This window comes from Streptomyces sp. NPDC017943 (assembly GCF_044328425.1).
Lineage (GTDB): Bacteria > Actinomycetota > Actinomycetes > Streptomycetales > Streptomycetaceae > Streptomyces > Streptomyces djakartensis_A.
The window spans coordinates 221816-248211 of the sequence record NZ_JBIRHH010000009.1 but is presented as its reverse complement, the minus strand read 5'-3'; the positions used below and the strand labels follow the sequence as shown (position 1 = coordinate 248211).

At 73.5% G+C, this 26396-nt stretch carries 23 protein-coding genes, 1 tRNA gene and 1 pseudogene; 10 read left to right on the top strand and 15 right to left on the bottom strand.

Annotated elements, in window-relative coordinates; all coding sequences use genetic code 11:
• Window positions 1–24: 24 nt before the first annotated feature.
• Window positions 25–930, bottom strand: coding sequence for a TerD family protein (locus ACH4C6_RS27960; RefSeq protein ID WP_398111373.1), 906 nt, complete (start codon window positions 928–930; stop codon window positions 25–27).
• 228 nt (window positions 931–1158) lie between these two features.
• On the opposite strand from ACH4C6_RS27960, the gene ACH4C6_RS27955 reads away from it, so the two are divergent.
• The 3 genes from ACH4C6_RS27955 to ACH4C6_RS27945 are packed head-to-tail and all read left to right on the top strand — an operon-like array spanning window position 1159 to window position 5688.
• Window positions 1159–2325 (top strand): HpcH/HpaI aldolase/citrate lyase family protein, encoded by a 1167-nt coding sequence (locus tag ACH4C6_RS27955; protein ID WP_398111372.1) that lies wholly within the window; start codon window positions 1159–1161, stop codon window positions 2323–2325.
• 31 nt (window positions 2326–2356) lie between these two features.
• On the top strand, window positions 2357–4879 hold the full coding sequence (locus tag ACH4C6_RS27950) for a phosphoribosyltransferase (protein WP_398111371.1): 2523 nt from the start codon (window positions 2357–2359) through the stop codon (window positions 4877–4879).
• A complete protein-coding gene (locus tag ACH4C6_RS27945; RefSeq protein ID WP_398111369.1) occupies window positions 4876–5688 on the top strand; it encodes an HAD family hydrolase in 813 nt (270 codons plus the stop codon). The genes ACH4C6_RS27950 and ACH4C6_RS27945 overlap by 4 nt, the downstream gene beginning before the upstream one ends.
• On the opposite strand, the gene ACH4C6_RS27940 is transcribed toward ACH4C6_RS27945, so the two are convergent.
• Together ACH4C6_RS27940 and ACH4C6_RS27935 are read right to left on the bottom strand one after the other, a co-directional pair.
• Window positions 5609–6391: a DedA family protein gene (locus ACH4C6_RS27940; protein WP_398111368.1), complete on the bottom strand. Its 783-nt coding sequence runs from the start codon at window positions 6389–6391 to the stop codon at window positions 5609–5611. The genes ACH4C6_RS27945 and ACH4C6_RS27940 overlap by 80 nt on opposite strands.
• Window positions 6392–6450: 59 nt before the next feature.
• Window positions 6451–6675, bottom strand: coding sequence for a zinc ribbon domain-containing protein (locus tag ACH4C6_RS27935; RefSeq protein WP_398111367.1), 225 nt, complete (start codon window positions 6673–6675; stop codon window positions 6451–6453).
• Between the two features lie 302 nt (window positions 6676–6977).
• Here ACH4C6_RS27935 and ACH4C6_RS27930 point away from each other — a divergent pair, with 302 nt between their 5' ends.
• The 3 genes from ACH4C6_RS27930 to ACH4C6_RS27920 are packed head-to-tail and all read left to right on the top strand — an operon-like array spanning window position 6978 to window position 11684.
• A complete protein-coding gene (locus ACH4C6_RS27930; RefSeq protein WP_398111366.1) occupies window positions 6978–9110 on the top strand; it encodes a transglycosylase domain-containing protein in 2133 nt (710 codons plus the stop codon).
• A 55-nt stretch (window positions 9111–9165) separates the two neighbouring features.
• On the top strand, window positions 9166–10464 hold the full coding sequence (locus ACH4C6_RS27925; protein ID WP_398111365.1) for a hypothetical protein: 1299 nt from the start codon (window positions 9166–9168) through the stop codon (window positions 10462–10464).
• Window positions 10465–10511: 47 nt separating this feature from the next.
• Window positions 10512–11684 carry an amidase domain-containing protein gene (locus tag ACH4C6_RS27920; RefSeq protein WP_398111364.1) on the top strand — a complete coding sequence of 391 codons (1173 nt, stop codon included), beginning with the start codon at window positions 10512–10514 and terminating at the stop codon, window positions 11682–11684.
• 19 nt (window positions 11685–11703) lie between these two features.
• Here ACH4C6_RS27920 and ACH4C6_RS27915 read toward each other — a convergent pair whose 3' ends face one another.
• Window positions 11704–13104 carry a hypothetical protein gene (locus ACH4C6_RS27915; protein WP_398111363.1) on the bottom strand — a complete coding sequence of 467 codons (1401 nt, stop codon included), beginning with the start codon at window positions 13102–13104 and terminating at the stop codon, window positions 11704–11706.
• A 74-nt stretch (window positions 13105–13178) separates the two neighbouring features.
• Window positions 13179–14030: a DUF4097 family beta strand repeat-containing protein gene (locus ACH4C6_RS27910; protein WP_398111362.1), complete on the bottom strand. Its 852-nt coding sequence runs from the start codon at window positions 14028–14030 to the stop codon at window positions 13179–13181.
• Between the two features lie 197 nt (window positions 14031–14227).
• On the opposite strand from ACH4C6_RS27910, the gene ACH4C6_RS27905 reads away from it, so the two are divergent.
• Window positions 14228–14299: transfer RNA gene (locus ACH4C6_RS27905), tRNA-Val, on the top strand.
• Window positions 14300–14363: 64 nt separating this feature from the next.
• Here ACH4C6_RS27905 and ACH4C6_RS27900 read toward each other — a convergent pair.
• The 3 genes from ACH4C6_RS27900 to ACH4C6_RS27890 all read right to left on the bottom strand — a co-directional run bounded on the left by ACH4C6_RS27900 (window position 14364) and on the right by ACH4C6_RS27890 (window position 16412).
• Window positions 14364–14903, bottom strand: a complete 540-nt coding sequence (locus ACH4C6_RS27900; RefSeq protein ID WP_398111361.1) for a hypothetical protein — start codon at window positions 14901–14903, stop codon at window positions 14364–14366.
• Window positions 14904–15101: 198 nt separating this feature from the next.
• Complete coding sequence (locus ACH4C6_RS27895; protein WP_398111360.1) at window positions 15102–15455, bottom strand: hypothetical protein; 354 nt, start codon at window positions 15453–15455, stop codon at window positions 15102–15104.
• A gap of 51 nt (window positions 15456–15506) precedes the next feature.
• Window positions 15507–16412: a ketopantoate reductase family protein gene (locus tag ACH4C6_RS27890; RefSeq protein ID WP_398111359.1), complete on the bottom strand. Its 906-nt coding sequence runs from the start codon at window positions 16410–16412 to the stop codon at window positions 15507–15509.
• 103 nt (window positions 16413–16515) lie between these two features.
• On the opposite strand from ACH4C6_RS27890, the gene ACH4C6_RS27885 reads away from it, so the two are divergent.
• Window positions 16516–16746 carry a DUF2277 domain-containing protein gene (locus tag ACH4C6_RS27885; protein ID WP_369197258.1) on the top strand — a complete coding sequence of 77 codons (231 nt, stop codon included), beginning with the start codon at window positions 16516–16518 and terminating at the stop codon, window positions 16744–16746.
• An 18-nt stretch (window positions 16747–16764) separates the two neighbouring features.
• Here the strand turns inward: ACH4C6_RS27885 and ACH4C6_RS27880 are convergent, their stop codons facing one another.
• From ACH4C6_RS27880 to ACH4C6_RS27860, 5 genes are all read right to left on the bottom strand, one after another.
• Window positions 16765–18048 carry a phosphatase PAP2 family protein gene (locus tag ACH4C6_RS27880; RefSeq protein ID WP_398111358.1) on the bottom strand — a complete coding sequence of 428 codons (1284 nt, stop codon included), beginning with the start codon at window positions 18046–18048 and terminating at the stop codon, window positions 16765–16767.
• Window positions 18049–18177: 129 nt separating this feature from the next.
• Window positions 18178–18774, bottom strand: coding sequence for a DedA family protein (locus ACH4C6_RS27875; protein WP_398111357.1), 597 nt, complete (start codon window positions 18772–18774; stop codon window positions 18178–18180).
• A 242-nt stretch (window positions 18775–19016) separates the two neighbouring features.
• Entirely contained in the window at window positions 19017–19469 is a 453-nt protein-coding gene (locus ACH4C6_RS27870; RefSeq protein WP_398111356.1) for a DoxX family protein, read from the bottom strand.
• A gap of 231 nt (window positions 19470–19700) precedes the next feature.
• Entirely contained in the window at window positions 19701–21341 is a 1641-nt protein-coding gene (locus tag ACH4C6_RS27865; RefSeq protein ID WP_398111355.1) for an alkaline phosphatase D family protein, read from the bottom strand.
• A gap of 81 nt (window positions 21342–21422) precedes the next feature.
• Window positions 21423–22067, bottom strand: coding sequence for an HNH endonuclease family protein (locus tag ACH4C6_RS27860; RefSeq protein ID WP_398111354.1), 645 nt, complete (start codon window positions 22065–22067; stop codon window positions 21423–21425).
• Window positions 22068–22456: 389 nt separating this feature from the next.
• On the opposite strand from ACH4C6_RS27860, the gene ACH4C6_RS27855 reads away from it, so the two are divergent.
• Entirely contained in the window at window positions 22457–23038 is a 582-nt protein-coding gene (locus ACH4C6_RS27855) for a TMEM165/GDT1 family protein (protein WP_398111353.1), read from the top strand.
• Window positions 23039–23240: 202 nt separating this feature from the next.
• Window positions 23241–23900 carry an HAD-IA family hydrolase gene (locus ACH4C6_RS27850; RefSeq protein WP_398111352.1) on the top strand — a complete coding sequence of 220 codons (660 nt, stop codon included), beginning with the start codon at window positions 23241–23243 and terminating at the stop codon, window positions 23898–23900.
• A 179-nt stretch (window positions 23901–24079) separates the two neighbouring features.
• On the opposite strand, the pseudogene ACH4C6_RS27845 reads toward ACH4C6_RS27850, so the two are convergent.
• Window positions 24080–24257 (bottom strand): annotated as a pseudogene (locus ACH4C6_RS27845) (chloramphenicol phosphotransferase); the annotation flags it as partial.
• 131 nt (window positions 24258–24388) lie between these two features.
• Window positions 24389–25447, bottom strand: coding sequence for a peptidoglycan-binding protein (locus ACH4C6_RS27840; protein ID WP_398111351.1), 1059 nt, complete (start codon window positions 25445–25447; stop codon window positions 24389–24391).
• Window positions 25448–26396 lie beyond the last annotated feature (949 nt).

The following is a 26396-nucleotide window of genomic DNA, read 5'->3' as shown; positions in this document are numbered from 1 at the left end:
CCCGCCCCGCCCGCCGGTGCCGCGTCAGCGGCCGATGAACTGCGGGCCCTGCGGGGGCAGCCGGAAGTCCGGGTCGGGCCCGCCGAGGGGCGGGGGCGGATAGCCGTAGCCGGACTGTGCGCCCGCGGCCCCGGCCGTGGCCGGCGCCTGCGGGTAGCCGTAGACGGGCGGGCTCGTGGGCTGGGGGTAGCCGTAGGCCGGCTGCGTCACCGGGGGCTGCTGCGTCGGGTAGCCGTACCCGGGCTGCGCGGGCACCCCGGGCGGCTGCTCCGGCGGCAGCGGGCGGGACGCCTCCGGGTGGGAGGCGGGCTGCCCGGCGGTGGTGGGGGCGGGGCCGGCCGTGGTCGGGGGCGTCGGGACGGAGGTGGTGGCCTCCTCGGCCGCCTCCGACTCGTCCACCGAGATGCCGAAGTCCGTCGCGAGGCCCTTCAGCCCGTTCGAATAGCCCTCGCCCAGTGCCCGGAACTTCCAGCCCTCCCCGCGGCGGTACAGCTCGCCGCAGATCAGCGCCGTCTCCTCGCCCGTCTCCGGCTTCACGTCGAAGTACGCCAGCGCTTCCTCGTCCGTGCCCGCCGCGTCGTACAGCAGGATGCGCAGTGCCTGCACGCGGTCGAAGGTGACGCCGTCCGCCGAGGCGACGATCAGGATGCGGCCGACTTCGGACTCGACACCGGTCAGCTCCGTCCGGATCGTGTCGGTCAGGCCCTCGGCGACCCGCTTCTTGCCGAGCCGCCACACCGTGCCCGAGGGGTGGCGGGGCTGGTTGTAGAAGACGAAGTCCTCGTCGGAGCGCACACGGCCGCCGGGGCCGAGGAGCAGCGCGGAGGCGTCGACGTCCGGAACCCCCTGCCCGGGTGTCCAGCGCAGCACGGCGCGTACCGTGGTGGCCTCCAGCGGGACGTTCGACCCCTTCAGCATCGCGTGCGTCATGCGGTCATCCTGCCTTCTCGGTCCTGCTCACGACAACGCGGGGGCACGGCGCCACGAGCGGCGCCCCCGGCGGTCGGGGGCTACCGTCGAGATGGCCGGGTTCGGCTGTGCTTGCCCGCGTTACCTGAAATTCATGCCTGACGGGAACCTGGGACATGGACTTCTACGTACTATTACCGGCCAGCTTTCGTCGATTCGCAGGTCGCGCAACCACCACGGGGGAGATCCATGCGTCATTTCGGGCAGATCGCCCCTGAGGTCCGCCGGCGCCTCTTCCACCGCGAACCGTGCGCGTTCACGCGGGACTCCCCGGCGCGGCTGCTGTCGGCCGCCCTGGGCGCCACGCTGTACAGCCCCGCCACCCGCCCGCACCTCGCCGACGACGTCCGCAAGCAGGCCGGCCGGGGCGTGGTCTCCATGGTGCTGTGCCTGGAGGACTCGATCGACGACGCCGAGGTCGGCCCCGGTGAGGAGAACCTGGTCCGCCAGCTCACGGTCCTGGACGGCCTCCCGGACGCGGACCTGCCGCTGTTGTTCATCCGGGTCCGCGCCCCCGAGCAGATACCCGACCTCGTGCGGCGCCTGGGCCCGGCCGTACGGCTGCTGTCCGGCTTCGTGCTGCCCAAGTTCACCGCGGAACGCGGCATCCCGTTCCTGGAGGCCCTCGCGGCCGCCGAGGCCGGAAGCGGCCGTCGCCTTTTCGCCATGCCGGTGCTGGAGTCGCCGGAGCTGCTCTACCGAGAGTCGCGCGTGGAGACCCTGGAGGGCATCTTCCGCGCGGTCGACAAGTACCGCGACCGTGTGCTCGCCCTGCGCCTGGGCGTCACCGACTTCTGCTCCTCCTACGGGCTGCGCAGGGGCCCGGACATGACCGCCTACGACGTGCAGATCGTCGCCTCGGTGATCGCCGACGTGGTGAACATGCTGGGCCGGGCCGACGGGACGGGCTTCACGGTGACCGGGCCGGTGTGGGAGTACTTCCGCGTGCAGGAGCGCATGTTCAAGCCGCTGCTGCGGCAGAGCCCCTTCCTGGAGGTGCAGGCCGCCGAGCTGCGCTCCCAGCTGATCGAGCACGCCATGGACGGGCTGCTGCGCGAGATCTCCCTGGACCAGGCCAACGGACTGCTGGGCAAGACCTGCATCCACCCCTCCCACGTGCTGCCGGTGCACGCCCTGTCGGTGGTCAGCCGCGAGGAGTTCTCGGACGCCCAGGACATCCTGCGTCCCGAGCGCGGCGGCGGGGGTGTGCTGAGATCGGCGTACACGAACAAGATGAACGAGGTGAAGCCGCATCGGGCCTGGGCCGAGCGGACCCTGCTGCGCGCCGAGGTCTTCGGCGTGGCCAACGAGGACATCGGCTTCGTGGAGCTGCTGGCGGCGGGCCTGCCGGGCTGAGCGCGGGGTTTCCGAGGAATTCGAAGGGTCCATGGACGAGGCGGAGAAGGCAGTGAACGAGGGGGAGCACCCCGAGGTGCGCGACGGGTCCGGCGGCGTCTGGTCCGGCGACTGGGTCGCCGAGCGGCTCGGCGTCGAACTCGTCGGCGACGACCGGCTGACCGGCCTGCTGGGGCTGGCCCTGCGCCGCAACCCCAAGCGCGCCCACCTGCTGGTGTCGAACGTGCTGGGCAAGCACGTCCCGCAGGCGCCGTCCGTGGTGTACGGGCACGGGGTCGCGCTGGGGCGCCGGGTGCGGGAACTGCTGGGCGAGGACGAGGCCCGGCGGGCCGTCGTCCTCGGCTACGCGGAGACCGCGACGGGCCTCGGCCACTCCGTCGCCGACGGACTGGGCCTGGCTCCCTACCTGCACTCCACCCGCCGCCCGGTGCCCGGCCTCGCCCCGGCCGGCGGCTTCGAGGAGTCCCACTCCCACGCGACCTCGCACCTGCTGCTGCCCGAGGACCCGGCGCTGCTCGCCGGGGACGGGCCGCTGGTCCTGGTCGACGACGAGTTCTCCACGGGCAACACGGTGCTGAACACCGTCCGGGACCTGCATGAGCGGTACCCGCGGCGGTGGTACGTCGTGGTGGCGCTGGTGGACATGCGGTCCGCCGCCGACGCGGGGCGGCTGGAGGAGTTCGCCCGGGAGATCGGCGCGCGGGTGGATCTGGTGGCGGCCGCCTCGGGGACCGTGCGGCTGCCCGACGGCGTACTGGAGAAGGGCCAGGAGCTGGTGGCCCGCTACGAGGCGGAGAACGCCCCCCTGGGGGCGCGGGGAACTGCGCGGGCAAGCGCCACCGGTCCGCAGCCGGACGACGACGGCACCGCCCCCCACGTCACCCACGTCGACCTGGACTGGCCCTCCGGCCTCCCCGACGGGGGGCGACACGGGTTCACCCCCGCGCACCGCATCCGGCTGGAGGCAGCCCTGCCCGCGATGGCGGCCAGGATCGCCGAGGCCCTGCCTCCCGGCGTCCGCCGCGTCCACGTCCTCGGCTTCGAGGAGCTGATGTACGCCCCGCTGCGGCTCGCCGAGGCCCTGGAGCGGACGACGGACGCCGAGGTCCGCTACTCCACCACCACCCGCTCGCCCGTCCTGGCGCTCGACGACCCGGGTTACGCGATACGCACCCGGCTCGCCTTCCCCGCCCACGACGACCCCGCCGACGGCCCCGGCGAGCGGTACGCCTACAACGTCGCGGGCGCCGGATCCGACGCCGTCGTCGTGGTGGTCGACTCGGCCGCCGACACCCCCGCGCTGCACGCGCCCGACGGCCTGCTGGCCCGGCTCGCCGCGTACACCCCCGAGGTCCTCCTCGCCGTCGTACCGTCGTACGTCCCTGAAAGGCCCCGCATGCTGCCCGCGCCCCTCCGTGGCCCCGCCTTCTCCTCGTACGCGCCCGAGGAGGTCGGCTGGCTGCTCCAGGACCTCTCGGACGTGACCCTGGAGGCCCCCACCGAGGAGCGCGAGGAGGCGATCCAGAGCGGCGGCGCCCACTACGCGGAGTCCCTGCCCGTGGAGTACCAGCCCAGCGAGCAGTACCAGGAGCTGTTCCACGCCGCGCTGACCGTCTCCGCGGCCCGTATCGCCCGGGCGGTCGGCGTCGTCACCGAGACGGTCCTCGCCGAGCGGTCCCCGCGTCCGGTCCTGGTCTCGCTGGCCCGGGCCGGCACCCCCGTCGGCATCCTCATGCGCCGCTGGGCGCAGCACCGGCACGGCCTGGACCTGCCGCACTACGCCGTGTCGATCGTGCGCGGCCGCGGCATCGACGCCAACGCCCTGCGCTGGCTCGCGGCGCACCACGACCCCCGGGACGTCGTCTTCGTCGACGGCTGGACCGGCAAGGGCGCCATCACCCGCGAACTGGCCCAGGCCCTGACGGAGTTCGAGAAGTCCGACGGCGTCACCGGCTTCGACCCGGAGATCGCCGTGCTGGCCGACCCGGGCTCCTGCGTGCGCACCTACGGCACCCGCGAGGACTTCCTCATCCCCTCCGCCTGCCTCAACTCCACCGTGTCGGGGCTGGTCTCGCGGACCGTGCTGCGCGCGGACCTGGTCGGCCCGCACGACTTCCACGGCGCCAAGTTCTACCGCGAACTGGCCGCCACGGACGTCTCGGTGGCGTTCCTGGACGCCGTCTCGGCCCGCTTCCCCGAGGTCGCGGACGCGGCCTGCGCCCAGGCCGCGGAGCTGCTCGCCGCCGACCGCACGCCCACCTGGGAGGGCTGGGCCGCCGTCGAGCGCATCAGTGAGGAGTACGGCATCCACGACGTGAACCTCGTCAAGCCCGGCGTCGGCGAGACCACCCGGGTGATGCTGCGCCGCGTGCCCTGGAAGGTCCTGGCGCGGGCCGGGGCGGGCAGCGACCTCGACCACGTCCGCCTGCTGGCCGAGCAGCGCGGAGTCCCGGTGGAGGAGGTCGACGCGCTGCCCTACACCTGCGTCGGCCTGATCCACCCCAAGTACACCCGGGGCGCGACCGGCGCCGACGGCAAGGCGGTGACCCTGTGACGCGCGTGATCGTGGCGAGCGACCTCGACCGGACGCTGATCTACTCCTCGGCGGCCCTGGCGCTGACCATGCCGGACGCCCGGGCGCCCCGGCTGCTGTGCGTGGAGGTGCACGAGAGCAGGCCGCTGTCGTACATGACGGAGACCGCGGCCCGGCTGCTGACGGACCTCGGCGACGCGGCGGTGTTCGTGCCGGCGACGACCCGGACGCGCAAGCAGTACCAGCGCATCAACCTGCCCGGCCCGCAGCCCACGTACGCGATCTGCGCGAACGGCGGTCACCTCCTGGTGGACGGGGTGTCCGACCCCGACTGGCACGCGCAGGTGACCGCGCGGCTGGCCGACCAGTGCGCGCCCCTGGCCGAGGTGCAGGAGCACCTGCTGCGGGCCGCCGACCCGGTCTGGGTGCGCAAGCACCGCGTCGCCGACGACCTCTTCGCCTACCTCGTCGTCGAGCGCGAACTGCTCGACGAGGACTGGGTGAAGGAACTCGCCGTGTGGGCGGAGAACCGGGGCTGGACCGTGTCCCTCCAGGGCCGCAAGATCTACGCCGTCCCCAAGCCGCTCACCAAGAGCGCGGCCCTGCGCGAGGTCGCCCGGCGGACCGGGGCCGAGCTCACCCTCGCCGCGGGTGACTCGCTGCTCGACGCGGACCTGCTCCTCGCGGCGGACCGGGGCTGGCGCCCGGGGCACGGGGAGCTGGCCGACACGGGCTTCACGGCCCCTGCGGTCAGGGCGCTCCCCGAGAGGGGCGCCCTGGCCGGGGAGCGGATTCTCCGCGAGTTTCTGGAGGCAGTACGGGACGCCTGAGCACTCGGGTGTCCTGGTCGTCGTGCGGGTGCGGCGTGTCGGTGGCTTGCCGCGCGGTTCCCCGCGCCCCTTCGCCGCGCGTCCCCTCGCGGCGCCGTCGCAGCCGTAGCGCGATGAACACCACCACCGCCAGGGCCACCACCGCCAGGACCACCTTGGAGTAGGTGGAGACGACGTCGGACACCGTGTGCCAGTTCGCGCCGAGGAAGTAGCCGGCGAGCACGAACACCGTGTTCCAGATCGCGCTGCCCAGGGTGGTCAGGCCGAGGAACACCGGCAGGCGCATCCGCTCCACGCCGGCCGGCACGGAGATCAGGCTGCGGAAGATCGGGATCATCCGGCCGAAGAACACGGCCTTGGTGCCGTGCCTGTCGAACCAGGCCTCGGTCTTCTCGATGTCCGAGACCTTCACCAGCGGCAGCCGCTCCGCGATCGCCACCGTCCGGTCACGGCCGAGCAGCGCGCCGACCCCGTACAGGGCGAGGGCGCCGATCACCGAGCCGGCCGTCGTCCACAGCAGCACGGCGAGCAGGCTCATCCGCCCACTGCTCGCGGCGAAGCCGGCCAGCGGCAGGATCACCTCGCTGGGCAGGGGCGGGAACAGGTTCTCCAGGGCGATGGCGAGACCGGCACCCGGTGCGCCCATCGTGTCCATGAGGTCGTTGACCCACTGCGGTCCGGCGTCCGCGGCGATGGCTGTCATGCGGCCACCGTAGGAAACCGGACCTGAAGAAGAGCTGAGGAAGGACCCCGGGGCCGGTGTCAGCCGCAGCAGCCGCCGCCGCAGCAGCCCCCGCCGCCACCGCCGCCCGACCGGGGCGCCGGGGCCGGGGCGGAGGCCGAGCCGGCCACCGCGACGGTGGACAGGAGCTTCACCGTGTCGTCGTGCCCCGAGGGGCAGGCGGCGGGGGCGCCGGAGTCGGCCATGGGGCGGCTCAGTTCGAAGGTGTCGCCGCAGGTCCGGCAGCGGTACTCGTAGCGAGGCATGGGGACAGATTAGTGCGAGGCGATGGAAATACCACTCGTCGGGATCACATGTGACCGTTCTTGCCCCAACCGCTATGGAGAAGCTGTAAAGGCCACTGGTAGCTTTCCATCGTCGCGAGAAGCCACACGGCCGGGGGGATGTGGAGCGCGCCGCGGTCGACAGCGGTGCCGGGCTCTCGCGCGAGCACCACTGTAAGCGGGGGAGGGGAGACACAGCCGTGACCGAGGCTGGGCGGGAACCGGACGAGACCATGCAGTTGAAGGCTCCCGCGTCCCCACATGCGGACAGACCCGATCAAACCATGCAGTTGCGTGCGGAGGACGTGGTCGCGGCCACCAACGCGGCCGCGGCTTCCGAGAGGGCCCCCGCCTCCGACGAGGCCGCGGAACCGTCCTCCGGCCGCGGCTCCGGCGGATCCCGCCGCCGGCGCAGGACCGCCCGGACGTTCAAGCCCGCCGCCTACCTCGCCCCGCTGGCCCCCTACGCCGCCCGCCTCGCCCCCTACGCCCGCCGTCTGCGGCCGGTCTACCCCCGGCCCGGCCGCACCGGCTGGCGCCGCTGGGCGCCCTCCTGGCGGCAGTGGCTCGGGGCCGCGCTGACGTTCACCGGGCTGTCCGTCATGTTCCTGGGCGTCGCCTACGCCGCCACCGACGTCCCCGAGAACCTCAACTCGTACGCCACCCAGCAGGACAACGTCTACTACTGGTCCGACGGCACGCCCATGGCCCGCACCGGCTGGGTGCAGCGCCAGGAGATGCCCCTGAAGGACATCCCCGTGGACGTCCGCGACGCGGTGCTGGCGGCCGAGAACGCCAGCTTCTACAGCGACCCCGGCATATCCTTCAGCGGCCTCACCCGGGCCGTGTGGCGCACCGTGGGCCAGGGGGAGACCCAGGGCGGCTCGACCATCACCCAGCAGTACGTCAAGAACGTCTACCTCAACCAGGACCGTTCGGTGAGCCGCAAGTTCACCGAGGCCATGCTCGCCCTCAAGCTCGACAACGAGATGGACAAGGACGAGATCCTCGAGGGCTACCTCAACACCAGCTGGTTCGGCCGCGGCACCTACGGCATCCAGCGCGCCGCCCAGGCGTACTACGGCAAGGACGTCCGCGAACTCGACGTCAGCGAGGCCGCCTTCCTCGCCTCCCTCCTCAAGGGCGCCGGACTCTACGACCCCGCCCTGGGCGGAGCCAACCACGCCCGGGCCGTGGAGCGCTGGTCCTGGATACTCGACCGCATGGTCGACGTCGGAACGCTGTCGAAGTCGGAGCGGGCCAAGTACCGGAAGTTCCCCGAGCCGCTCAAGCACGCGCCGGGCTACGACACCGGCAAGCAGAGCGACTACCTCGTCGAGCTGGCCACCCAGTACGTCAAGAAGGCCGCGCACATCTCCGACAAGGAGTTCGACCTCGGCGGCTTCCAGATCTACACGACCTTCGACCGGGGGCAGGAGACCGCGCTCACCAAGGCCGTGACCAAGGCCCGCGAGCAGGCCCGCAAGGACGACCCGGCCAAGGCGAAGACCGTCCACTACGGCGCCGCCTCGGTGGCCACCGACGGGCGCATCCTCGCCCTGCACGGCGGCCCCGACCACCGCAAGCAGGGCTACAACGAGTCCAACGCGACCACCGTCCCGGCCGGTTCGGCCTTCCTGCCGTTCGTCTACGCCGCCGCCCTGGAGCACGGCGTGCAGAAGACCCGGGACGGCACCCGCACCCAGGTCACCCCGGAGACCCTCTACAACGGCGACGACGGTGTCCCCGTGACGACCCCCGAGGGGCCCTACTGGGACCGCAGCGGCAAGAAGGTCGCCGCCCGCAACGACGGCAAGAAGTCCTACGGGCAGATCAGCCTGGCCCGGGCGCTCGCCCTGTCCGTGAACACCCCGTTCATGCAGCTCGGCATGGACACCGGCCTGGACAAGGTGCGCGGCACCGCCGAGGCCGCGGGCCTGCTCTCCTCCAGCTTCGGCCCGAATGTGCCGGCGATGTCCCTGGGCAGCGCCACGCCCAGCGCGATCCGCATGGCGAGCGGGTACGCGACCTTCGCGGCCGGGGGCAAGCACGTCGAGCCGTACTCCGTGGACCGGATCACCCGCAACGGCTCCAAGGTCGCGCTGGCCGCGCCGGCGTCCCGCCGCGCGGTGAAGACGGCCACGGCCGAGGCGGTCCAGTCCGCCCTGGCGGACGCCTTCCGCACCGCCCACCCGGGGGCGGACGCGCCCGCCGGGGTGTCCGGCAAGGCGGGAACCGTGCAGAGCGACACCGCGTCCTGGTATGTCGGAACCGCCGAGTCCGTGTCGACGGCCGTCGTCACCTACCGCATCGACCTCACCAAGAGCCTGGAACCGCTTCCGCTGAAGGGGATCGCGGGGACCCCCGACGACAGCGTCCCGTACACCATCTGGTCCAGAGCCCGGGGCGTCGGCTGACCCCGGCGCCCGGCGCCTCCCAGACCTTCCCACTCCCTCGCAGAATGAGCCGCGCATGAAGTCACCCTCCGGTCGCCGCCGCGCACCGCGCGCACCCAGCGCGTCCCGCCGCGCCCTGGGCGCCATGTCCCCGCGCATCCTGACCCTGGCGGCGCTCGTCGTCGTCGCGTGCCTGGTCGCGGGCTACCTGGTGCTGACGCGACAGGAGAAGACCACCCCGACCGCCTCCTCCGGGGCGGCCCGCAAGAACACCTCCGAGAAGAACGACCACCAGCCGCAGTGGGACGGCAAGACCAAGGTCCTCGGGGACGGCTCCACCTCCTACACCGGCCCGCCGAAGAAGCAGTTGAAGCCGGTTCCGCTCAAGCCGGGCGAGAAGCCGCCCCAGTTCGTCGTCTTCTCGTGGGACGGCGCGCTCCAGGGCGACGACGGGCTGTTCTCGCACTACCGGGAGCTGGCCCGGCAGTACGACGCCCACATGACCTTCTTCCTCACCGGCATCTACCTGGTGCCCAAGAGCAAGAAGGACCTCTACTCCCCGCCGCAGCACGACAAGGGCTCGGCGGCGATCAGCTTCCCCACCGACGAGCACATCCGCACCACCGTCGAGGAACTGGGCAACGCCTGGCGCAACGGCAACGAGATCGGCACCCACTTCAACGGCCACTTCTGCGGGGAGAAGGGCGGCGGCGACTGGAGCGTCGAGGAGTGGAAGAGCGAGATCGACCAGTTCTACTCGTTCGTCGAGAAGTGGAAGACCAACACCGGCTTCAAGGACCTGGATCCGCTGCCCTTCGACCCGCGGAAGGAGATCACCGGGGGCCGTGCGCCCTGCCTGGAGGGACAGGCCAACCTGCTGAAGGCCGCCGAGAAGTACGGCTGGCGCTACGACGCGAGCTCCGCGGGCGACTTCCAGATATGGCCCCGCAAGAAGGACGGCATCTGGGACTTCCCGCTGCAGATGCTCCCCTACGAGGGCGGCGACTACCAGGGCCTGTCCATGGACTTCAACTTCCTGTACAACCAGTCCGACGGTGAGACCGAGGGCGACCCGGCGAAGTACCCCGAGTGGGAGCAGCAGACGGTCAACTCCTACATGTCCGGCTTCAACCGGGTGTACTACGGCAGCCGTGCCCCCCTGTTCATCGGAAACCACTTCGAGAACTGGAACGGCGGCATATACATGAGAGCCGTCGACCAGGTCGTCAAGACGGTGTGCACCAAGAAGGACGTCAAGTGCGTGTCCTTCAGGGAGCTGGCCGACTGGCTGGACGCGCAGAAGCCCGAGACCCTTCAGCGGTTGCGCTCCCTCGACCCGGCCCAGTCGCCCGACTGGTCGAAGGTCGTGAAGTGACAGACCCCAAGCCCGGCACAACCTGGCCGGGCCAGAGAGGAACATCAGTGAGATCGAGAAGACTGACCGGCACCCGACGCCGCGTCACGATAATCGGGGCCGCGGCGACCTCGGTGGTCGCCGGGGTCGCCCTGCTGCCCAACTGGAGCGCCGGCGCGGCGGTCACCGACGACCCGACGGTCGACGCGCGGACCAAGGCCACGTTCCAGCGGCTGGCGGACGCCGTCTTCACCGACCGGACCAACGCCCTGCTCGACGGCGGCCGGGGCGGCAAGGACGCGCCGCTGACCGACCGGTTCTCCGGCGACGTCGCCCTGTCCTCGGGCACGGCCCGCACCGAGGACGCCACGCTGTCCGGGCTGGAGCAGCGCAAGGCGAGGCTGGCCAAGGCCGGTGAGAAGTACAGCAAGGCCGGCACCACCGTCACCCTGAACGCCACGCGGGTGACCGGCCGTACGGCCAAGGCCGCGGTCACCGAGACCACCACCCTGACCTACGCCGAGGCCCGGGGCGGCGCGCCGCGCACCACCGGCTTCCAGGCCAAGCACGAGCTGACCTTCAAGGCCGACCGGCAGGGCAACTGGCGGCTGACGGCCATCCGCGACAGCGACGAGGGCGGCCTCGCGGTGAACACGCTGTCCAAGCCGGCCTCCGTGAAGGTGGCCACGGCCGGCACCACCACGACGCCGAGCGCTCCCCGGGCCGCGACCACCCGCTACCCGGTCCAGGTGCCCAAGACCGCCACGACGTACGACTACAAGGCCATGGCGGCCTACGCCGAGAAGCACTGGAACGCCTACAACAAGGACTACCCGGACTTCAACGGCCAGGGCGCCGGCGGCGACTGCACCAACTTCGTCAGCCAGGCCCTGAAGGCGGGCGGCTGGAAGCACGTCCCCGGCTACGTGTACGACTACACGCGGTGGTTCGGCAACGCCGACATCCAGTCGCACTCGTTCATCGGCGTCAACGAGTGGTCCTGGTTCGCGCAGAACTCCAAGCGGACCACGCCGCTGTCGAACGTCTACCAGCTCGAGGTCGGCGACGTCCTCCAGATGGACTTCGACCGGGACGGGTCCAAGGACCACACCATGATCGTCACGTACAAGAGCCGCGGCGTGCCGTACGTGACGTACCACTCGAACAACACCCTGCGCCGGTCGGTGGCGAGCCTCGTGGCGTCGTACCCGACCGCGTACTACTACGCCTACCGCACCTGATGGCGGGCGGGGGCCGGGTTCAGTGCCCGGCCCCGCGCTCTTCCCGGATCCGGGAGACCACGCCGGCCACCGACTGCCGCACCGCCTCCGTCTCCAGCAGGAAGTGCCAGTAGTCGGGGTGCCGGCCCTCCAGAGCGGCGACGGCGCGCTCCAGCCGCGCCACGGCCTCGTCCAGCGGGCGGGCGTGGCGCGGGTCCGGGGTGTTGCGGCCGGCCATCGCCAGCCGCTGGCCGTCGCGGATCGCGAAACGCGTGCGCTCGATCTCCTGCTCGGGGTCCTTCTGCACGGCGTTCAGGCGGCGCAGCCGGTCACCGGCGGCGGAGACCGCCTCGTCGGTGGTGTTCAACAGGGCCCGCACGGTCGACAGCAGGGCCGTGGCGTCCGCCCAGCGCTGCTCGTCGCGGGCGGCGCGGGCCTCGGCCAGCTTCGTCTCGGCCTGGCGGACGTTGCCCGCCGCCACGTCGGGGACCTGCTGCAGGTCCTGCCAGCAGGCCGCGGTGAACCGGCGGCGCAGTTCGCTCAGGGTCGGCTCCACCTGCTCGGAGCGGGTGGTGAGGGCCTGGGCGCGGGTGCGCAGGGAGACCAGGCGGTGGTCGATCTCGGCGGCGCGCTCCGGCAGCCGCTCGGCCTCGACCCGGACCGCCTCCGCGGCGCGCGTGACCCGCTCGGCCCGCTCCAGGGTCTGCGGCACGCCGTGCTGCCCGGCGCCCTGGTTCAGCTTGGTGAGCTCCGGCGAGAGGGCCGCCAGACGCGCGGCGAGGTCGTCCGCCTTCAGGCCCGAGCCGCGCACGGCGTCCAGCGCGCCGGAGGCGGCCAGCAGGGCCTGGCGGGCCCGCTCGACGGCGGGGGCGAGGCGGGCCAGCTGGGTCTCGGCCTTGCCGAGCAGCGGGCCGAGGCCCTCCGCGAACCGGTCCAGGTCGCGCTTGACCCGGTCCAGTTCCTCCTTCGCCGCGGCCAGCTCGGCCCGGGCCCGGGAAGCCGCCGAGGCCTCCAGGTCGTCACGGTCGAGGTCGTGGGCGTCGACGGCCGAGATGTACTGGTGGCTGGCCTCGTCGATGCGCCGCCCCAGGGCGTCGAAGCCCTCGACGGCGCGCCGGGCGGCGGGGGAGTCGTCGACCGCCCTGATCGTCTCGATGGAGATGCGCAGGTCGCGCTGGGCGGTGTCGAGCTCGTAGAAGGCGGCGGCGACGGCGTCCTTGGCGGCCTGGGCCTCGGCGCGCTGGTTCTCCGCCCGGCCGCCGAACCAGCGCCGGGTGCCGCCGCCCGCGAAGGCCGCGGGCAGCGCCAGGGCGAGCAGCACCGGCAGCGCCGCCAGCGCGAGCGTGTCGCGCAGCGGGCCCGGGGCGCGGGGAGGGCGGCGGCGCGGACGAGGTGCGCGCGGCACCGACGGCGAGTACGGCTGCGCTGGTGTCGCCGTCACATCCCTCTCCCGTGCTGTGGTCCACCCTGCCCGGTGTCATTGTCCCACCGGTGAAGGACGAACACACGGGCCGGTCAGTTCGCCGTTCGCACCGTGATTCTGCCGTCACCGGTCTCGGCGGTCACCACGTGCCCGCTGTTCTCGTCGCGCGGGACCGACACGTCGACGCCCCCGTCGCCGGTCCGGGTGGTCACGCGGTAGGCCGCCCGGGGCACCGAGACGGTGACGGAGCCGTCGCCGCTGCGGGTCTCCACCCGGTCCGGTACGACGCCGAGTTCGAGCCGGACGGAGCCGTCACCGGTGCGGGTGCGCACGTCCCGGGAGGAGACGTCGGCCCGGATGGAGCCGTCGCCGGTGCGCATCCGCAGCGGGCCGCTCACGCCGGAGACGCGGATCGAGCCGTCCCCGGTGCGCAGCTCGGTGGGGCCGGTGGTGTCGGTGACGCGGACGGAGCCGTCGCCGGTGCGGATGTCCAGCCGGTCGCGGAAGCCCCGGGCGCGGACGCTGCCGTCGCCGTCCTCGACCTTCACGGTGATGCCGCGGGGCACCTCGATGCGGTGCTTGGCCGAGCAGTCCGCGACGACGCCGGAGCACTTCAGCCGCAGGACGAGCCGGTCGTCCCGCAGGGACCAGGTCACCTCGGGATCCTTGCCCATGACGACCGAGCCCTGGAACCAGCGGGTGACCTGGATGCGGCCGGCCGGGTGCTCCTCGGCGGCGACGATCTCCAGGGCGGAGTCGTCCGAGTCGACGGTGAGCGTGCGGCCCTTCAGGTCGAAGGCCTTGTGGTCGGGGTCCTTGTCGTCCCCGGCGGAGGCCCCGCAGGCGCTGAGCCCGGCGACGAGGACCGCGACGGCACCGGTGAGGGCGGCCGCACGGACGGTGGCGGTGCGGGTCGTGCGGGCGGTGCGTGCGGTGCGGGCCATGACGGTCTCCCCATGGACGGAACGACGGGCGCTCTCGGGCGCTGTCACGACCGTAGGCAACCGGGGCCGCCGGGAGGATCCGGGCCGCTCCCGGATCGGCGGTGGGGTTAACCCCCGGCACGGCCCGATACGGGTTTGCGGGACCTCGCCCCGGGCAGGGTAGGCTGTCCACTCGTCCTGGGCGTGCCCCGGGATGCGGGTGCGTAGCTCAGGGGTAGAGCGCCTGCCTTACAAGCAGGATGTCGGCGGTTCGAAACCGTCCGCGCCCACCGCGGTCGACAGGCCCCCGGGTTCTCCCGGGGGCCTGTTCCGTTCCTGGGGCCGGTGGGCGGGTCAGTAGTTGGCGTTGGCCAGGATCTCGCCGTCCTTGTCGTAGACGGTCACCAGGCCGTTGTCCGACTCGTAGCAGGACGTGAACGCGGAGGCGATGAGCTTGCCCTCGCCCTGATGCGGACCGGTCAGCCCGCCGCTGAAGTCGGTGTAGACCTCCGCCGCGTCGAGGATGTCGTTGCGCTTGTCCGCGCCGGTCACCTTGGTGACGTGCTCGGCGGCGGCCTTCTCGGTCTGCGTGCCGCTCTCGGCGACACAGGCGCGGAACTGCTCGGCCTGGCTCTTGTCCGCGGCCGGCCCGGCCTTCTTCGGCTTGCTGTCGGCGGTGACGGCCTTGTTCTTGGTCGAGCTGTCGCCGCTGTCGTCCCCGCCGCCGCCGGTGGCGACGGCGGCGATGGCGAAGAGGGCGAGGACGCCCGCGCAGCCGAGCCCCGCGATCTTGCCGATGCCGCGCTTCCTCGGCGGTTGCGGCGCCGGGGCGCCGAACCCGGGCTGCTGCGGCGGGTAGGGCTGGGCGGGCTGCTGCGGGTGCTGCTGGCTCATGGGTACCCCTCGATCAATCGTGTCGTGCGGGGGTACGACGTCCTGCGGCTCGCGGACGGTTGTAGAAGCTTGAATGAGTTCACCCGATGGGGTCGCGCGCTCGCACTCATGTCCCGCCGGCCGCACGCGAGTTCGCCCACGAGGGCGTCGCCGGGATGAAGCGGCTCCCGGCCGGCGGCGTGCGCCGACCCCCGCGCGTCACGGGGCTCCGCCGGTCTCCACCGGCGGGGCCTCGTGCGCGTGCTTCAGCCGGGAGCGGGCCGCCACCCGGTCCGGACCCGTCAGCGCGGACCAGTAGCGGTGGGTGCTGACGAACACCGCGAGTTCGTGCTCGCGGCGGCGCAGCTTCTCCACCTCGGCCTGCTCGTCGGCCGTCCAGCCGGGGGAGGCGGGGCGTTCCACCTTGCGCCAGCCGTTGTCGTCGCTGAATCCGTCCAGCGGTTCCACGGACCAGGGGAGCCGCTTGAGCAGGGCCGACAACTCGGCCCGGACCTGATGGAGTTCCTCCTGACCGGCGAGGAGGTCACTCGGAAAGTCATAGGTCGTAGCCACGGCCCAATAATACGCCTGTTCGATTTACGCGGGCGAGTTCGTTCCCGTGGTTCATGCGAACGGGTGTACCAGCTCCAGCTCCCGCACCACCTGCGCGGCCACCGGCGCCGCCACCCCGTGCCGCTCGGCCGCACGCAGCAACGCGCCGCCGACGGCGTCCAGTTCGAGCGGCCGGCCCGCTTCCGCGTCGCGCTGCATCGACGACCTGGCCGTCGCCGGGAAGGCCTCGTAACGGGCGAGGGCCTGGGCCGGGTCCCCCGGGCCGCCGCAGGCGCGGCTGATCGCGGCCGTCTCCGCGACCAGGGCCGTCAGCTCGTCGCGGTGGCGGTCGCGGACCTCGCCCAGCGGCAGGCCGTACCGGGTGGTCAGGAGCGCGAAGGGCGCCAGGAACGACATCTTGGCCCACAGGGCCGCGGTCTCGTCCTCCAGGACCCGGGTGGTGGGCCCGGCCGCGTCGAGGGCCCCCGCGAGGGCGTCCAGGCGCGCCCGGGGTGCCCGGGCCCCCGTCAGGTCGACCTCCGCGAAGGGGCTGTCGTGCTCCACCACGCCGGGGGCCGGGCGGGTGGACTCGACCCGGATGACGGCCGGGGCGACCCGGTCGGGCCGGTAGCGGGCGCGCAGGGCCGCCGGATGCTCGACGCCATTGAGGAACGGCACCAGTAGCCCGTCGGACAGGACGGACGCGGGGACGCGCGCCAGGGCCGCGTCGAGTGCGGTGTGCTTGACGGTTACCAGGCAGGCGTCGACCGGTTCGCGCAGGGCCGTGTCCGCCTCGACCCGGGCCGTGAAGTCGCCGAACCGGGCGCTGCGGACCCGGATGCCCTCGCCGCGCAGGATCCCGGCCGTCCGCTCGCCGGACAGGCAGATCACGCGGTGGCCGGCGCGGGAGAGCAGGGCGGCGAGCAGTCCGCCCACGCCGCCGGGGCCCAGGACGGCCACGGTGAGTTCGTTCGCCATGAGGGGTTCCTCTCGTCGGTCGGCCCCTGTGTGGTGGCCGCCTCGGGAGGATCATGGCAGCCGGCGCTGTCCTCGGGGGGCCGGAGGGGCGAGACTGGGGGGCATGTGCCGGAGTATCAAGACGCTTCGTCCGCCCGCCCTGCCCGAAGAGGCCACGGAGGCGGACATGCGCGCAGCAGCGTTGCAGTACGTACGGAAGGTCTCGGGCTTCCGTGCCCCCGCCGCCCACAACCAGGAGGTGTTCGACCGCGCCGTCGAGGCCGTCACGCAGGCCACGGCCGAGCTGCTCGACGGCCTGGAGGTGCGGGGGGCCGCGGCCCGCCGGGCCGGTTAGCGCCCGCGGCGCGAGGGCTCAGACGAGTTCCGGCTGGGGTTGTGGCCGCGGTGCCGCGGGAAGGTCCGTCTCCCACAGCCGCAGGGTCCGGTGGTAGCCGCGCACCACCGACGCCATCGCCAGCAGCAGCAGCGGTCCGGCGAGCCAGGGGTGGCGGGCCATCTCCATCGGCAGGAAGCGGTAGGACGCCAGCAGCACCGCGAACACCGTCGTGCCGTGGACGACCAGCCAGACCCCGGTCCGGTCCCAGCCTCGGTCGAAGGAGCGCAGGGCCGCCTCGACGGTGTACGCGAAGACCACGCCCGCGACCAGGTCCACCCCGTAGTGCCAGCCGAACCCGAGGGTCGCCGCCAGCGTGGCCACCAGCCAGAACGCACCGGCCCACCGCAGCCAGCGCGGTCCCTGCCGGGAGTGGATGAAGATCGTCACGGCCCACGCGGTGTGCAGGCTCGGCATGCAGTTGCGCGGGGTGACCTCGTCGAAGGGCAGTTTGAACGGCGTGGTGACCGGCGGCAGGGTGTGGGGCCACAGGTTCGCCACCGCCCAGGGCCCGCCCTCGGGGCCGTAGGCGAAGATCGGCCCGACCACCGGGTAGACCATGTAGACCGCCGGCCCGACCAGGCCGATCACCAGGAACGTCCGGACCAGGTGGTGGCGGGGGAAGCGCCGCTCGGCGGCCACGTGGCGCAGCTGGTACAGCGCCACCACGACCGCGGCGACCGCGAGCTGGGCGTAGACGTAGTCGAGCGCGTGCTCGCCGACCGGGCCGCTCGCCCGGAGCAGCCGGCCCGCCAGCCACGAGGGGTTGCCCAGCGCGTGGTCGGCCATGGCGATGTACGGGTCGAGCGTGACGGGCCGGGTCTGCGAGGTGATCGACAGCCAGGTGTCCCCGGTCTTGCGGCCCGTCACCAGCAGCAGACCGAGCCCCACGCCCTTGAGCAGCAGAACGCGTTCCGCGCCGGTGCGGCGCGTGAGGGCGACGACCACCAGGCCCAGCATCACCCACAGGGCGCCGTTGCCGAAGGGGTGGCCCTCGCCCGGCAGGGCGCCGGTCGCGAACCGCACGGCCAGGAAGACCAGGTCGATGCCGACGGCCGCGCCCAGGGCGATCAGCCGCTGCCGCCAGGTCAGGACCAGCATCGTCAGGCCCAGGCTGGCGTAGAGCAGGAAGCCCGACTTCGGGGCGTACACGACCTCCCGCGCCTGGGTGGTGATCGGCCCGGGTATCCCGAGGTGCCGCGCGACGAGCTGGAGCGCCAGGAGGAAGCCCAGCGTGATCGCTCCCGCCGCGCACCACAGCACCGCCCGTGGGTGACGGCGCGCGGCCTGCGCGATCCGTCGTGGGCGTGACGCCTGGGGCGATGCCGGAGTGGTCACTGTCTCAGCCGCTTCCCGATCGTGTCCGTGGTCGTGGTGGGGGGCCCGCCGGGGCTACGAGGGCCGCGGTTCGCGCCGCATCAGGTACGCCGCCCCGGCCCCGGCCCCGAACAGCGCCCCCACGGACACCGCCGTCGCCACCCAGGTCGCGCCCAGCAGCTGCGCGCCGAAGTAGCCGAGGGCGACGCTGTACGCGGCCCAGGTCAGACCGGCCAGCGCCGACCAGGGGAGGAAGTCGCGGGCCCGGCGCCGGGCGGCGCCCGCGCCGAGGGAGACCACCGAGCGCCCGGCGGGGGCGAAGCGGGCCAGGACGACGAGGGCGCCGCCACCGCGCGCCAGGGCCGCGCCGAGTCGCTCCTGGGCGCGGGTCAGGCGCCGGGAGCGGGAGATCGCCCGGTCCAGCCGGGGGCCGCCGCGCCAGGCGAGACGGTAGGCGACCAGGTCACCGAGGACGGAGGCGGTGGCCGCGCACAGGGTCAGGGCGAGGATGTCGGGCACGTCGGTCGCCGTCCCGGCGGCCGCCGCCGTGGCGGCCGTGATGACCAGGACTCCGCTGGGCAGCACCGGCAGGAACACGTCGAGCAGCACCGACAGGGCCACCACCGCGTAGATCCATGGACTGCCGACCAGCGACCCGATCTGCTCCAGCACCGCAACTCCCCGTGGTCCCCCGTGGGCCAAGCCGTGCCGCGGCGACGCGGGGGGAGCGGCAGGAGTGGCCATGACAGCCATACAGCGTACGCGCGGGTGTGACGGGCGGTTCACGGGGGGCTCGTACGTTCGGTACCGAGTGTTCACCTCGTGCCGTCTCGCCCGGCTTGGCCCTCCGGGCGACGCGACGCCGCGGCGCCTCCCGCCGGGCGGGGAGGCACCGCGGTGCGGGGCCGGACGGCTCAGGCGGCCACGGGCGTCTGCTCCGCCGAGGGTCGCTGCCCCGCCGAGGGGCGGCGCGACAGCAGCCGGTCCACGCCGAACGCGCCGGAGCCCGTGAAGATCAGCAGGAACATGGCCCAGCAGTACATGGCCGCGCCCTCGCCGCTGTTCTCGATCGGCCACAGCGCCTGCGGCTGGTGGACCTTGAAGTAGGCGTACGCCATGGCGCCCGACGAGACGAGGGCCGCGACCCGGGTGCCGAGGCCGAGCAGCACCAGGGTGCCCCCGACCAGTTCGATGACGGCGGCGTACCAGTTCGGCCAGGCACCGGTCGTGACGGTGCCGCCCTTGCCGTCCGCGCCGCCGAGGACGCCGAAGAGCGCGACGGCCCCGTGGCAGGCGAACAACAGGCCCACGACGATCCGGAACAGTCCGAGTGCGTACGGCTGGGCGCCGTCGAGGCGTGCGGTCATGTGGGGGGCTCCTTCGGTTGGCCGGCCCGGGGCAGGCCGGTCGGGGACGAACCGACGAGCCCTCACGTTAGGTGGACCTAACCGATGCTTGCAAGTTCAACATTTGGCCATGGCTTCGGTCCTGGTGACGGGTGCGACCGCCGTCCCAGCAGCACGTGAGGCCCCTCGCGCCCCGCCCGCCGCGTCCGGGAAGTGACCGGATCCACACCCGGCCGGCCGGCCGGGACGCGGTCACCGGCTCAGCTCGGAGTCCAGGAGGGTCGTCAGCCGCGGCTCCGCGCCCTGCCGGGGCTTGGCGTGCTCCAGCCGCAGCCGGGCCGAACGGCCGCGCAGCGTCAGGGTCATGAGCTGGTTGCCGAACCAGGGGCCGTCCGTCTTGCGCCAGCCGACCGGCGGCCGTGCGAGCCGGCCGTGCCGGGCCAGGAGGCGGCCTAGGCCCCGGGCCGCACGGCTCCAGCCGAGGCGGAAGGCCAGTCGCATCGACAGCGGCACCGAGTTGTGCACGGGCGAGCAGACCAGCTGCACCACCCGGGAGTCCGGGCCGGGGCCGGTGATCCAGGACGGCTCGGCGATGTAGGCGTGGTGCACGTCCCCGGACAGCACGCAGACGGTCGCCGGCGCTCCTGGTCCGGAACCCGCCTCGGCGATCAGGTCCGCGAGGCCCGCGAAGGACTCCGGGAAGGCCGACCAGTGCTCCAGGTCGGCGGCCCGCCGCAGCTTCTCCCCGAGGCGCGCCCAGCGCTCGCCCCGCTCGCCCCGGCACAGCGCCGCGTTCCACCCCTCGGCGTTGTGCACCAGGTCCGGCAGCAGCCAGGGCAGGGAGGTGCCCAGCAGGAGGTGGTCGTACCCCTCGCCCCGGTCCGTGATCTGCTCGCGCAGCCAGGCCTCCTCGCCCGGGTCGAGCATCGCGCGGTCCTTCTCCTCCAGTACGCGGGCGGCCCGGCTGTCGACCATCACCAGGCGGACCCGGCCGAAGTCGCGGCGGTAGCTCCAGCGGACCGTGGCCGCGTCGGCGTCGGCCCGGGCGGTGAACTCGCGCAGCACCCCGGTGCCGTCCGACGCCGCGCGCACCGCCTCGTAGACGGGGTCGGCCGCCAGCTCGTCGTGGGAGAGGTTGCCCAGGTGCTGGTGGACCCAGTACGACATCAGGCCGCTGAGCAGCCGCTCCTGCCACCAGTCGGTGGCGCGCATGTCGGCGAGCCAGGAGGCGGAGGTGTTCCAGTCGTCGATGACGTCGTGGTCGTCGAAGATCATGAAACTCGGCACCGTGGACAGCAGCCAGCGGATCCTCGGGTCGAGCCAGGACTCGTAATAGAGGTGGGTGTACTCCTCGTAGTCGGCGACCCCGCTGCCCGGAGGCTTCTTCGTGTCCCGCCGCTCGGCCAGCCAGCGCTGGGTGGCGTCGGAGGTCTCGTCGGCGTACACCTGATCACCGAGCAGCAGCAGGACGTGCGGCCGCTCGCCGTCGGGGTCGGCGGCGAGGCGCGTGGCGAGCGCGTCCAGGGCGTCGGGGCCGGCCGGGTCGTCCCCGCCGGCGGGCGGGGCGGCCCAGCGGCACGAGCCGAAGGCGACCCGCAGGGCGCCCTCGGGGCCCGGCGCGTGGATCACCGAGGGCGGGAAGGGCGAGCCGGGCAGCGGCCACACCCTGGCGCCGTCGAGCAGCACCTCGTACGACGTGGTCGTGCCGGCGGTGAGGCCGGTCACCGGCACCAGGGCGTAGTGGTGGCCCGCGATCAGGAAGCTCTGCGCGCTCCCGCCCGCGCCGTCGGCGCAGCGGACCTCCGCGGCGCACGGGCCGTCCGTCTCCATCCAGACGGTCGCGGACGAGCCGTCGGTGTACCTCAGCAGTGGTCCGAGGCGCAGGTCGGCCATGTCGTTCCCCTCTCCGTCGCCCCGTACGGTACGGAACGACGGAGAGCGGCGGGGAGGTTCCGACACGAAATCGCGTGCGTGTCAGCAGCTCGCGAGGTAGTTCTGCAGGGCCGACTTCTCCGCCGAGTCGACCGAGAGGCCGTAGTAGTACTTCACCTGGACCCAGGCGCGGACGTAGGTGCAGCGGTAGTCCGATCGGGAGGGCATCCAGGTGGCGGGGTCCTGGTCGCCCTTGGCCTGGTTGACGTTGTCCGTGACCGCGATGAGCTGCGGGCGGGTCAGGTCGTTGGCGAAGGACTGGCGGCGGGAGGTCGTCCAGGAGCCGGCGCCCGAGTCCCAGGCCTCGGCCAGCGGGACCAGGTGGTCGATGTCCAGGTCGGAGGCGGCCGTCCAGGTGGCGCCGTCGTACGGGGAGTACCAGCTGCCGCTGGTGGCGGCGCAGGACGAGTCCTGCTGGACGTTGCTGCCGTCGCGCTTGAGGACGACCTCGCGGGTGTTGCAGGTGCCGGACTGGGTGATCCAGTGCGGGAAGAGGTCGCGGTTGTACCCGGTGCGGTTCTCGGTCGCCACGGTGAGCGTGGCGAGGTAGGAGCGGGCGGTGGCGCCGCTCACGGGGGTGGGGAGGGCGGCGGAGGCCGTGGGGGCGTTGAAGAGGGTGGCGGCCGATATGAGCGCGGTGGCGGCCGCGGCGAGGCTGAACCGTCGACGCGCGTAGAACCTGGGCATGCGAACTCCCTGCTGGGAAGGGCGTGTTGGCGGGCGAGCGAGGGAATGCTCGCGCAGCCGTGTTGCGCACAGGTGTGCGCCCGGTGAGAAGGTAGTGACGGGTTCATGACATGACAAGGTTCACGGGGGAACTTTTCACGCCCGGACCGTCGCGTACCATGGACGGCGCAGAAGGGGAGTAGCTCTTCGCCGGACCGTCGACACACTGCTCAGCCAGCCTGAGCCGGCGCCCGGAGGCAGGCCCCGCAAGGGGCGGGCCAGCGAGACCTTCGGCAAGCAGTGCACGCCCGTGCCCCCCGGCGCGGGCGCCGAGTGCGCTGCCGTGCCGAGGTGTCGTGTGTGAGGATCCAGCACTCTCGGTGGGGCAGCCCCGACCGATTGAGGAACCCTTGATCAGCCTGACCGTGACGGCCGTCGTCTTCGGCGTCGTCTTCCTCGCCGAACTGCCGGACAAGACCGCCCTGGCCGGCCTCGTCCTCGGCACCCGCTACCGCGCCTCCTACGTCTTCGCCGGTGTGGCCGCCGCCTTCGCGGTGCACGTCGCGCTCGCCGTCGCGGCCGGCAGTGTGCTGACGCTGCTGCCGCAGCAGCTCGTGCAGGCCCTGACGGGCGTCCTCTTCCTGGGCGGCGCGGCCGTGCTGCTGCTGAAGAAGGGCGAGGAGGAGGAAGAGGTCCGCAAGCCGGAGAACCAGTCGTTCTGGAAGGTCTCGGGCGCCGGGTTCATGCTCATCCTGGTCGCCGAGTTCGGCGATCTCACCCAGATCATGACCGCCAATCTGGCCGCCCGCTACGACGACCCGCTCTCCGTCGGTCTGGGCGCGGTGCTCGCGCTGTGGGCCGTGGCGGGGCTCGGCATCGTCGGCGGAAAGGCGCTGATGAAGAAGGTGCCGCTGCGGCTGATCACCCAGATCGCCGCGCTGGTGATGCTGGCGCTCGGGGTGTGGAGCCTGTGGGAGGCCGTGACCGGGTGAGGCGAACAGCGGGTGAACGTCCGGAGGGGGCGCCTGGCGCGAGGGCCTGTTTGTTTTGTACCGTAGAGAAACAAAGTGGCCTCCGCCCGTTTTCCCTGACCGGCGGGCGGGGCCGCCTTGTCCCTCCCGGGGGCGTGCCGGACGTGTCGCGCCGCCCGCCCCTCGCCCGCGCTGGAACGCGCCCCGAGCCTTGGAGCAGCCGATGACGGCCACCGCCGTGCTCACCGCCCGCGCCCTCCTGCTGGACATGGACGGCACCCTCGTCAACTCCGACGCCTCCGTGGAGCGCGTCTGGCGGCGCTGGGCCGAGCGCCACGGGCTGGACGGCGACGAGGTCATGAAGGTCGTCCACGGGCGGCAGGGCTACGCCTCCATGGCGCTGCTGCTGCCCGGCCGGCCGATGGAGCAGAACCACGCCGACAACGCCCGGATGCTCCAGGAGGAGACGGCCGACACCGAGGGTGTCGTGGCGATCTCCGGGGCGCCGGAGTTCCTGGCCTCGCTGGCCGGTCTGCCGCACGCGCTGGTGACCTCCGCCGACGTGCCGCTGTCGACCGCGCGCATGGCCGCGGCCGGACTCGCGCTGCCCGAGGTGCGGGTGACCGCCGAGTCCGTCGGGGCCAGCAAGCCCGACCCGGAGGGCTTCCTCAAGGGCGCCGCCGAACTCGGGGTCGACCCCGCGGACTGCGTGGTGTTCGAGGACTCCGGAGCCGGTATCGCCGCGGGGCGCGCCGCGGGCATGCGGGTCGTCGGGATCGGGCCCCGGGCCTCCTTCCACGACCCGGACGTGGTCGTGGAGGACCTCACCCGGGTGCGGGTGGAACGCGCGGAGGACGGGACGATCCGCCTCCACATCGGGTGACCCGGCGCCCGTGGTGACCTGGCGCTCCGGGTGACCTGGCGCCCCGGGTGGGCCGCCGCCTGCGGACGGTGCGCGGGGCCGTCGGTCCCGGACCGGTCCCGTCGGTCAGGTATGAGGGCGACGACGACGCGTGCGCACGCCGGGGACTCGGCCCGGGTCGTGTCGACCTCCACGTCGTACGTCACGCCCTCGGGCACGAGCTGCGCCTGGGCCGCGGCCAAGCCGCCCGTCCGCTCTCCCCGGCGATCTCCGCCCGGCGGCGACCTCGCCATCGCACCGGACGCCGACCCATGGCCCGTCGAGTCCGGCCAGAGCCCGGCGCCGGCCCTCCTGGGAGACCGGGCCGCCGAGGAGCACGCCGTCGACGACGATCCGGGCCAGCCTCCGGAAGCCGGCGCTCAGCCGACTCGCCCGAGCTGGAACCGCCGTTGAGCACGATCACTCGGGGATCACGGCGTCACGGCGTCACGGTAGGACGACCGGAGCGCTCAGGGCTCCCGGGTCTCCGACTCCAGCTTCGCCCGGGTCGCCTCGTCGTAGACCCCGAGGTTCCGGGTCTGGATGCCGCGCGACCACTGGTACGTGCGCACCGCGTCCTCCAGCCGGCTGCTGAAGAAGCCGTCGGCGTCCTCACCGTAGAGGTACAACTGCCGCATTCTGAGCTGGAGTTCGGTGACCTCCGCGCCACGGTCGCCGAGGCGCAGGACGGTGGCACCGCCGCGGCGGCCCGACTCCGGCCCGTCCTGCCCGGGGGCGCTCGTCGATGCGGAGGGCCGCGCCGACGGGGTGGCCGACTCCGACGGGCTCGGCGAGGCGCTCGACGCGGACGGGGAGGGGGAGGCCGAAGGGCTGCCCGTGCGGGACGGCGAGGGCGCGGCCGGGGCCGAGGAGGCGGGCGCGGAGGTGCCTGCGGACGGGGTGGAGTCCACGCTGCTCGCCGGGGCGTCCGGCACGCTGGCCCGCAGGTCGTCCGGCAGGGCGGTGTCCCGGGTCGGGCTCTCGTAGGAGAACAGGCCGCTCGCGTATCCGGCCGCCGCGACGACGGCGACACCGGCCGCGGCGGCGGCGACCATCACCGCCCGGCGCCGCCGTCCGGCCCGGCGCGGGCCGGCGCCGTGCGGCTCCTGCGCGCCGGGGTCGCGGGCGTCCGCACCGTCGAAGAGCCGCAGATCGGCCACGCTCGGTTCGCTCGCACCGGACACGAGGGGCGCGGGAACCGCCGAGTCGGCCGGACCGGCCGGCAGAACGGTGGTGGCGTCCGTGGCCGGCAGGACGGTCGTGGGGTCGGTGTCCACCGGGTCGCCCGGCCGGGCGTGGGCCGGGGCGGCGGCGGAGGGCAGGACGGCGGTCGCGTCCGGGTCGGACGGGCCGAGGGCGCTCAGGGGCAGGGTGGTCTCGGCCGGGGAAGGCGCCGGCGGGCCGGCTGCCGCCCCCGGGCTCCGCGCGGAGCGCGAGGCCTCGCCGCCGGGCGAGTCCCCTGCGCGCTCCTGCGAAGGCCCGCCAGCCGAGCCCCGCGCCGCCGGGCGTGACGCGTCCTGGCGGCGCATGCGTCCGGCTGCGGGGGAGAGCGGGGGGTTGTCGCCGGGTGTGTGCGCGGGTGCGGGGGAGTGCGGGTGGGTGTCGTCTGTCGGGTCCGTGGGTGGCGGTGTGCTTGCCGCGGCGGGTGGCGCGGGTGTCTGAGCCGCCGGGCGGGACTGGTCCTGGCGGCGCTTGCGTGCGGCTGCGGGGGAGAGCGGGGGGTTGTCGCCGGGTGTGTGCGCGGGTGCGGGGGAGTGCGGACGGGTGTCGTCTGCGGGGTTCGCGGGTGGCGGCGTGTTTCCCGCCGTGGGAGGCATGGGTGTCTGCGCCGCCGGGCGGGGCTGGTCGTGGCGGCGCTTGCGTGCGGCTGCGGGGGAAAGTGGGGGGTTGCCGCCGGGTGTGTTCGCGGGGGCGGGGGAGTGCGGGTGGGTGTCGTCTGCGGGGTTCGCGGGTGGCGGCGTGCTTCCGGCTGCGGGGGGCGCGGGTGTCTGCGCCGGCGGGCGGGGCTGGTCCTGGCGGCGCTTGCGCCCCTCTGCGGGGGCGAGGGGGGAGGCGCCGCCCGGCGCGTCGGCGGGATGCGGGGTGGTCGGCCTGCCGTCGGTCGTGGCCGCGACCGGTGGCTGAGCCTCCGGCCGGGCCGCACCCTGCCGCCGCTTGCGTCCGGCCGCCGGGGAGAGCGCGGCCTGACCGGGTTCCGAAGCGGGTGAAGGGGCGGCCGTGCCACCGGGGTGGTGAAGCGTTTCGCCGCTTGCCCGATCCCCGGGCTCACGCTCCTCGGGCCGCGCGCCGTCGAGTTCCACGTACGGGCGGATGCGCAGCGGGTCGAAGTCCTCCGCCGCGGCCGCCTCCGCCGTGCGGGCGTCGCGCAGGGCCTCCGCGACGCGGTCCGTGCAGGAGCAGGAAGGCGTGCTGTCCTGCCGTCTGGGTACCCCGCACTCCGGGCACGGGTGGCCTGCCGGCGATTCCACGCGCTCCTCC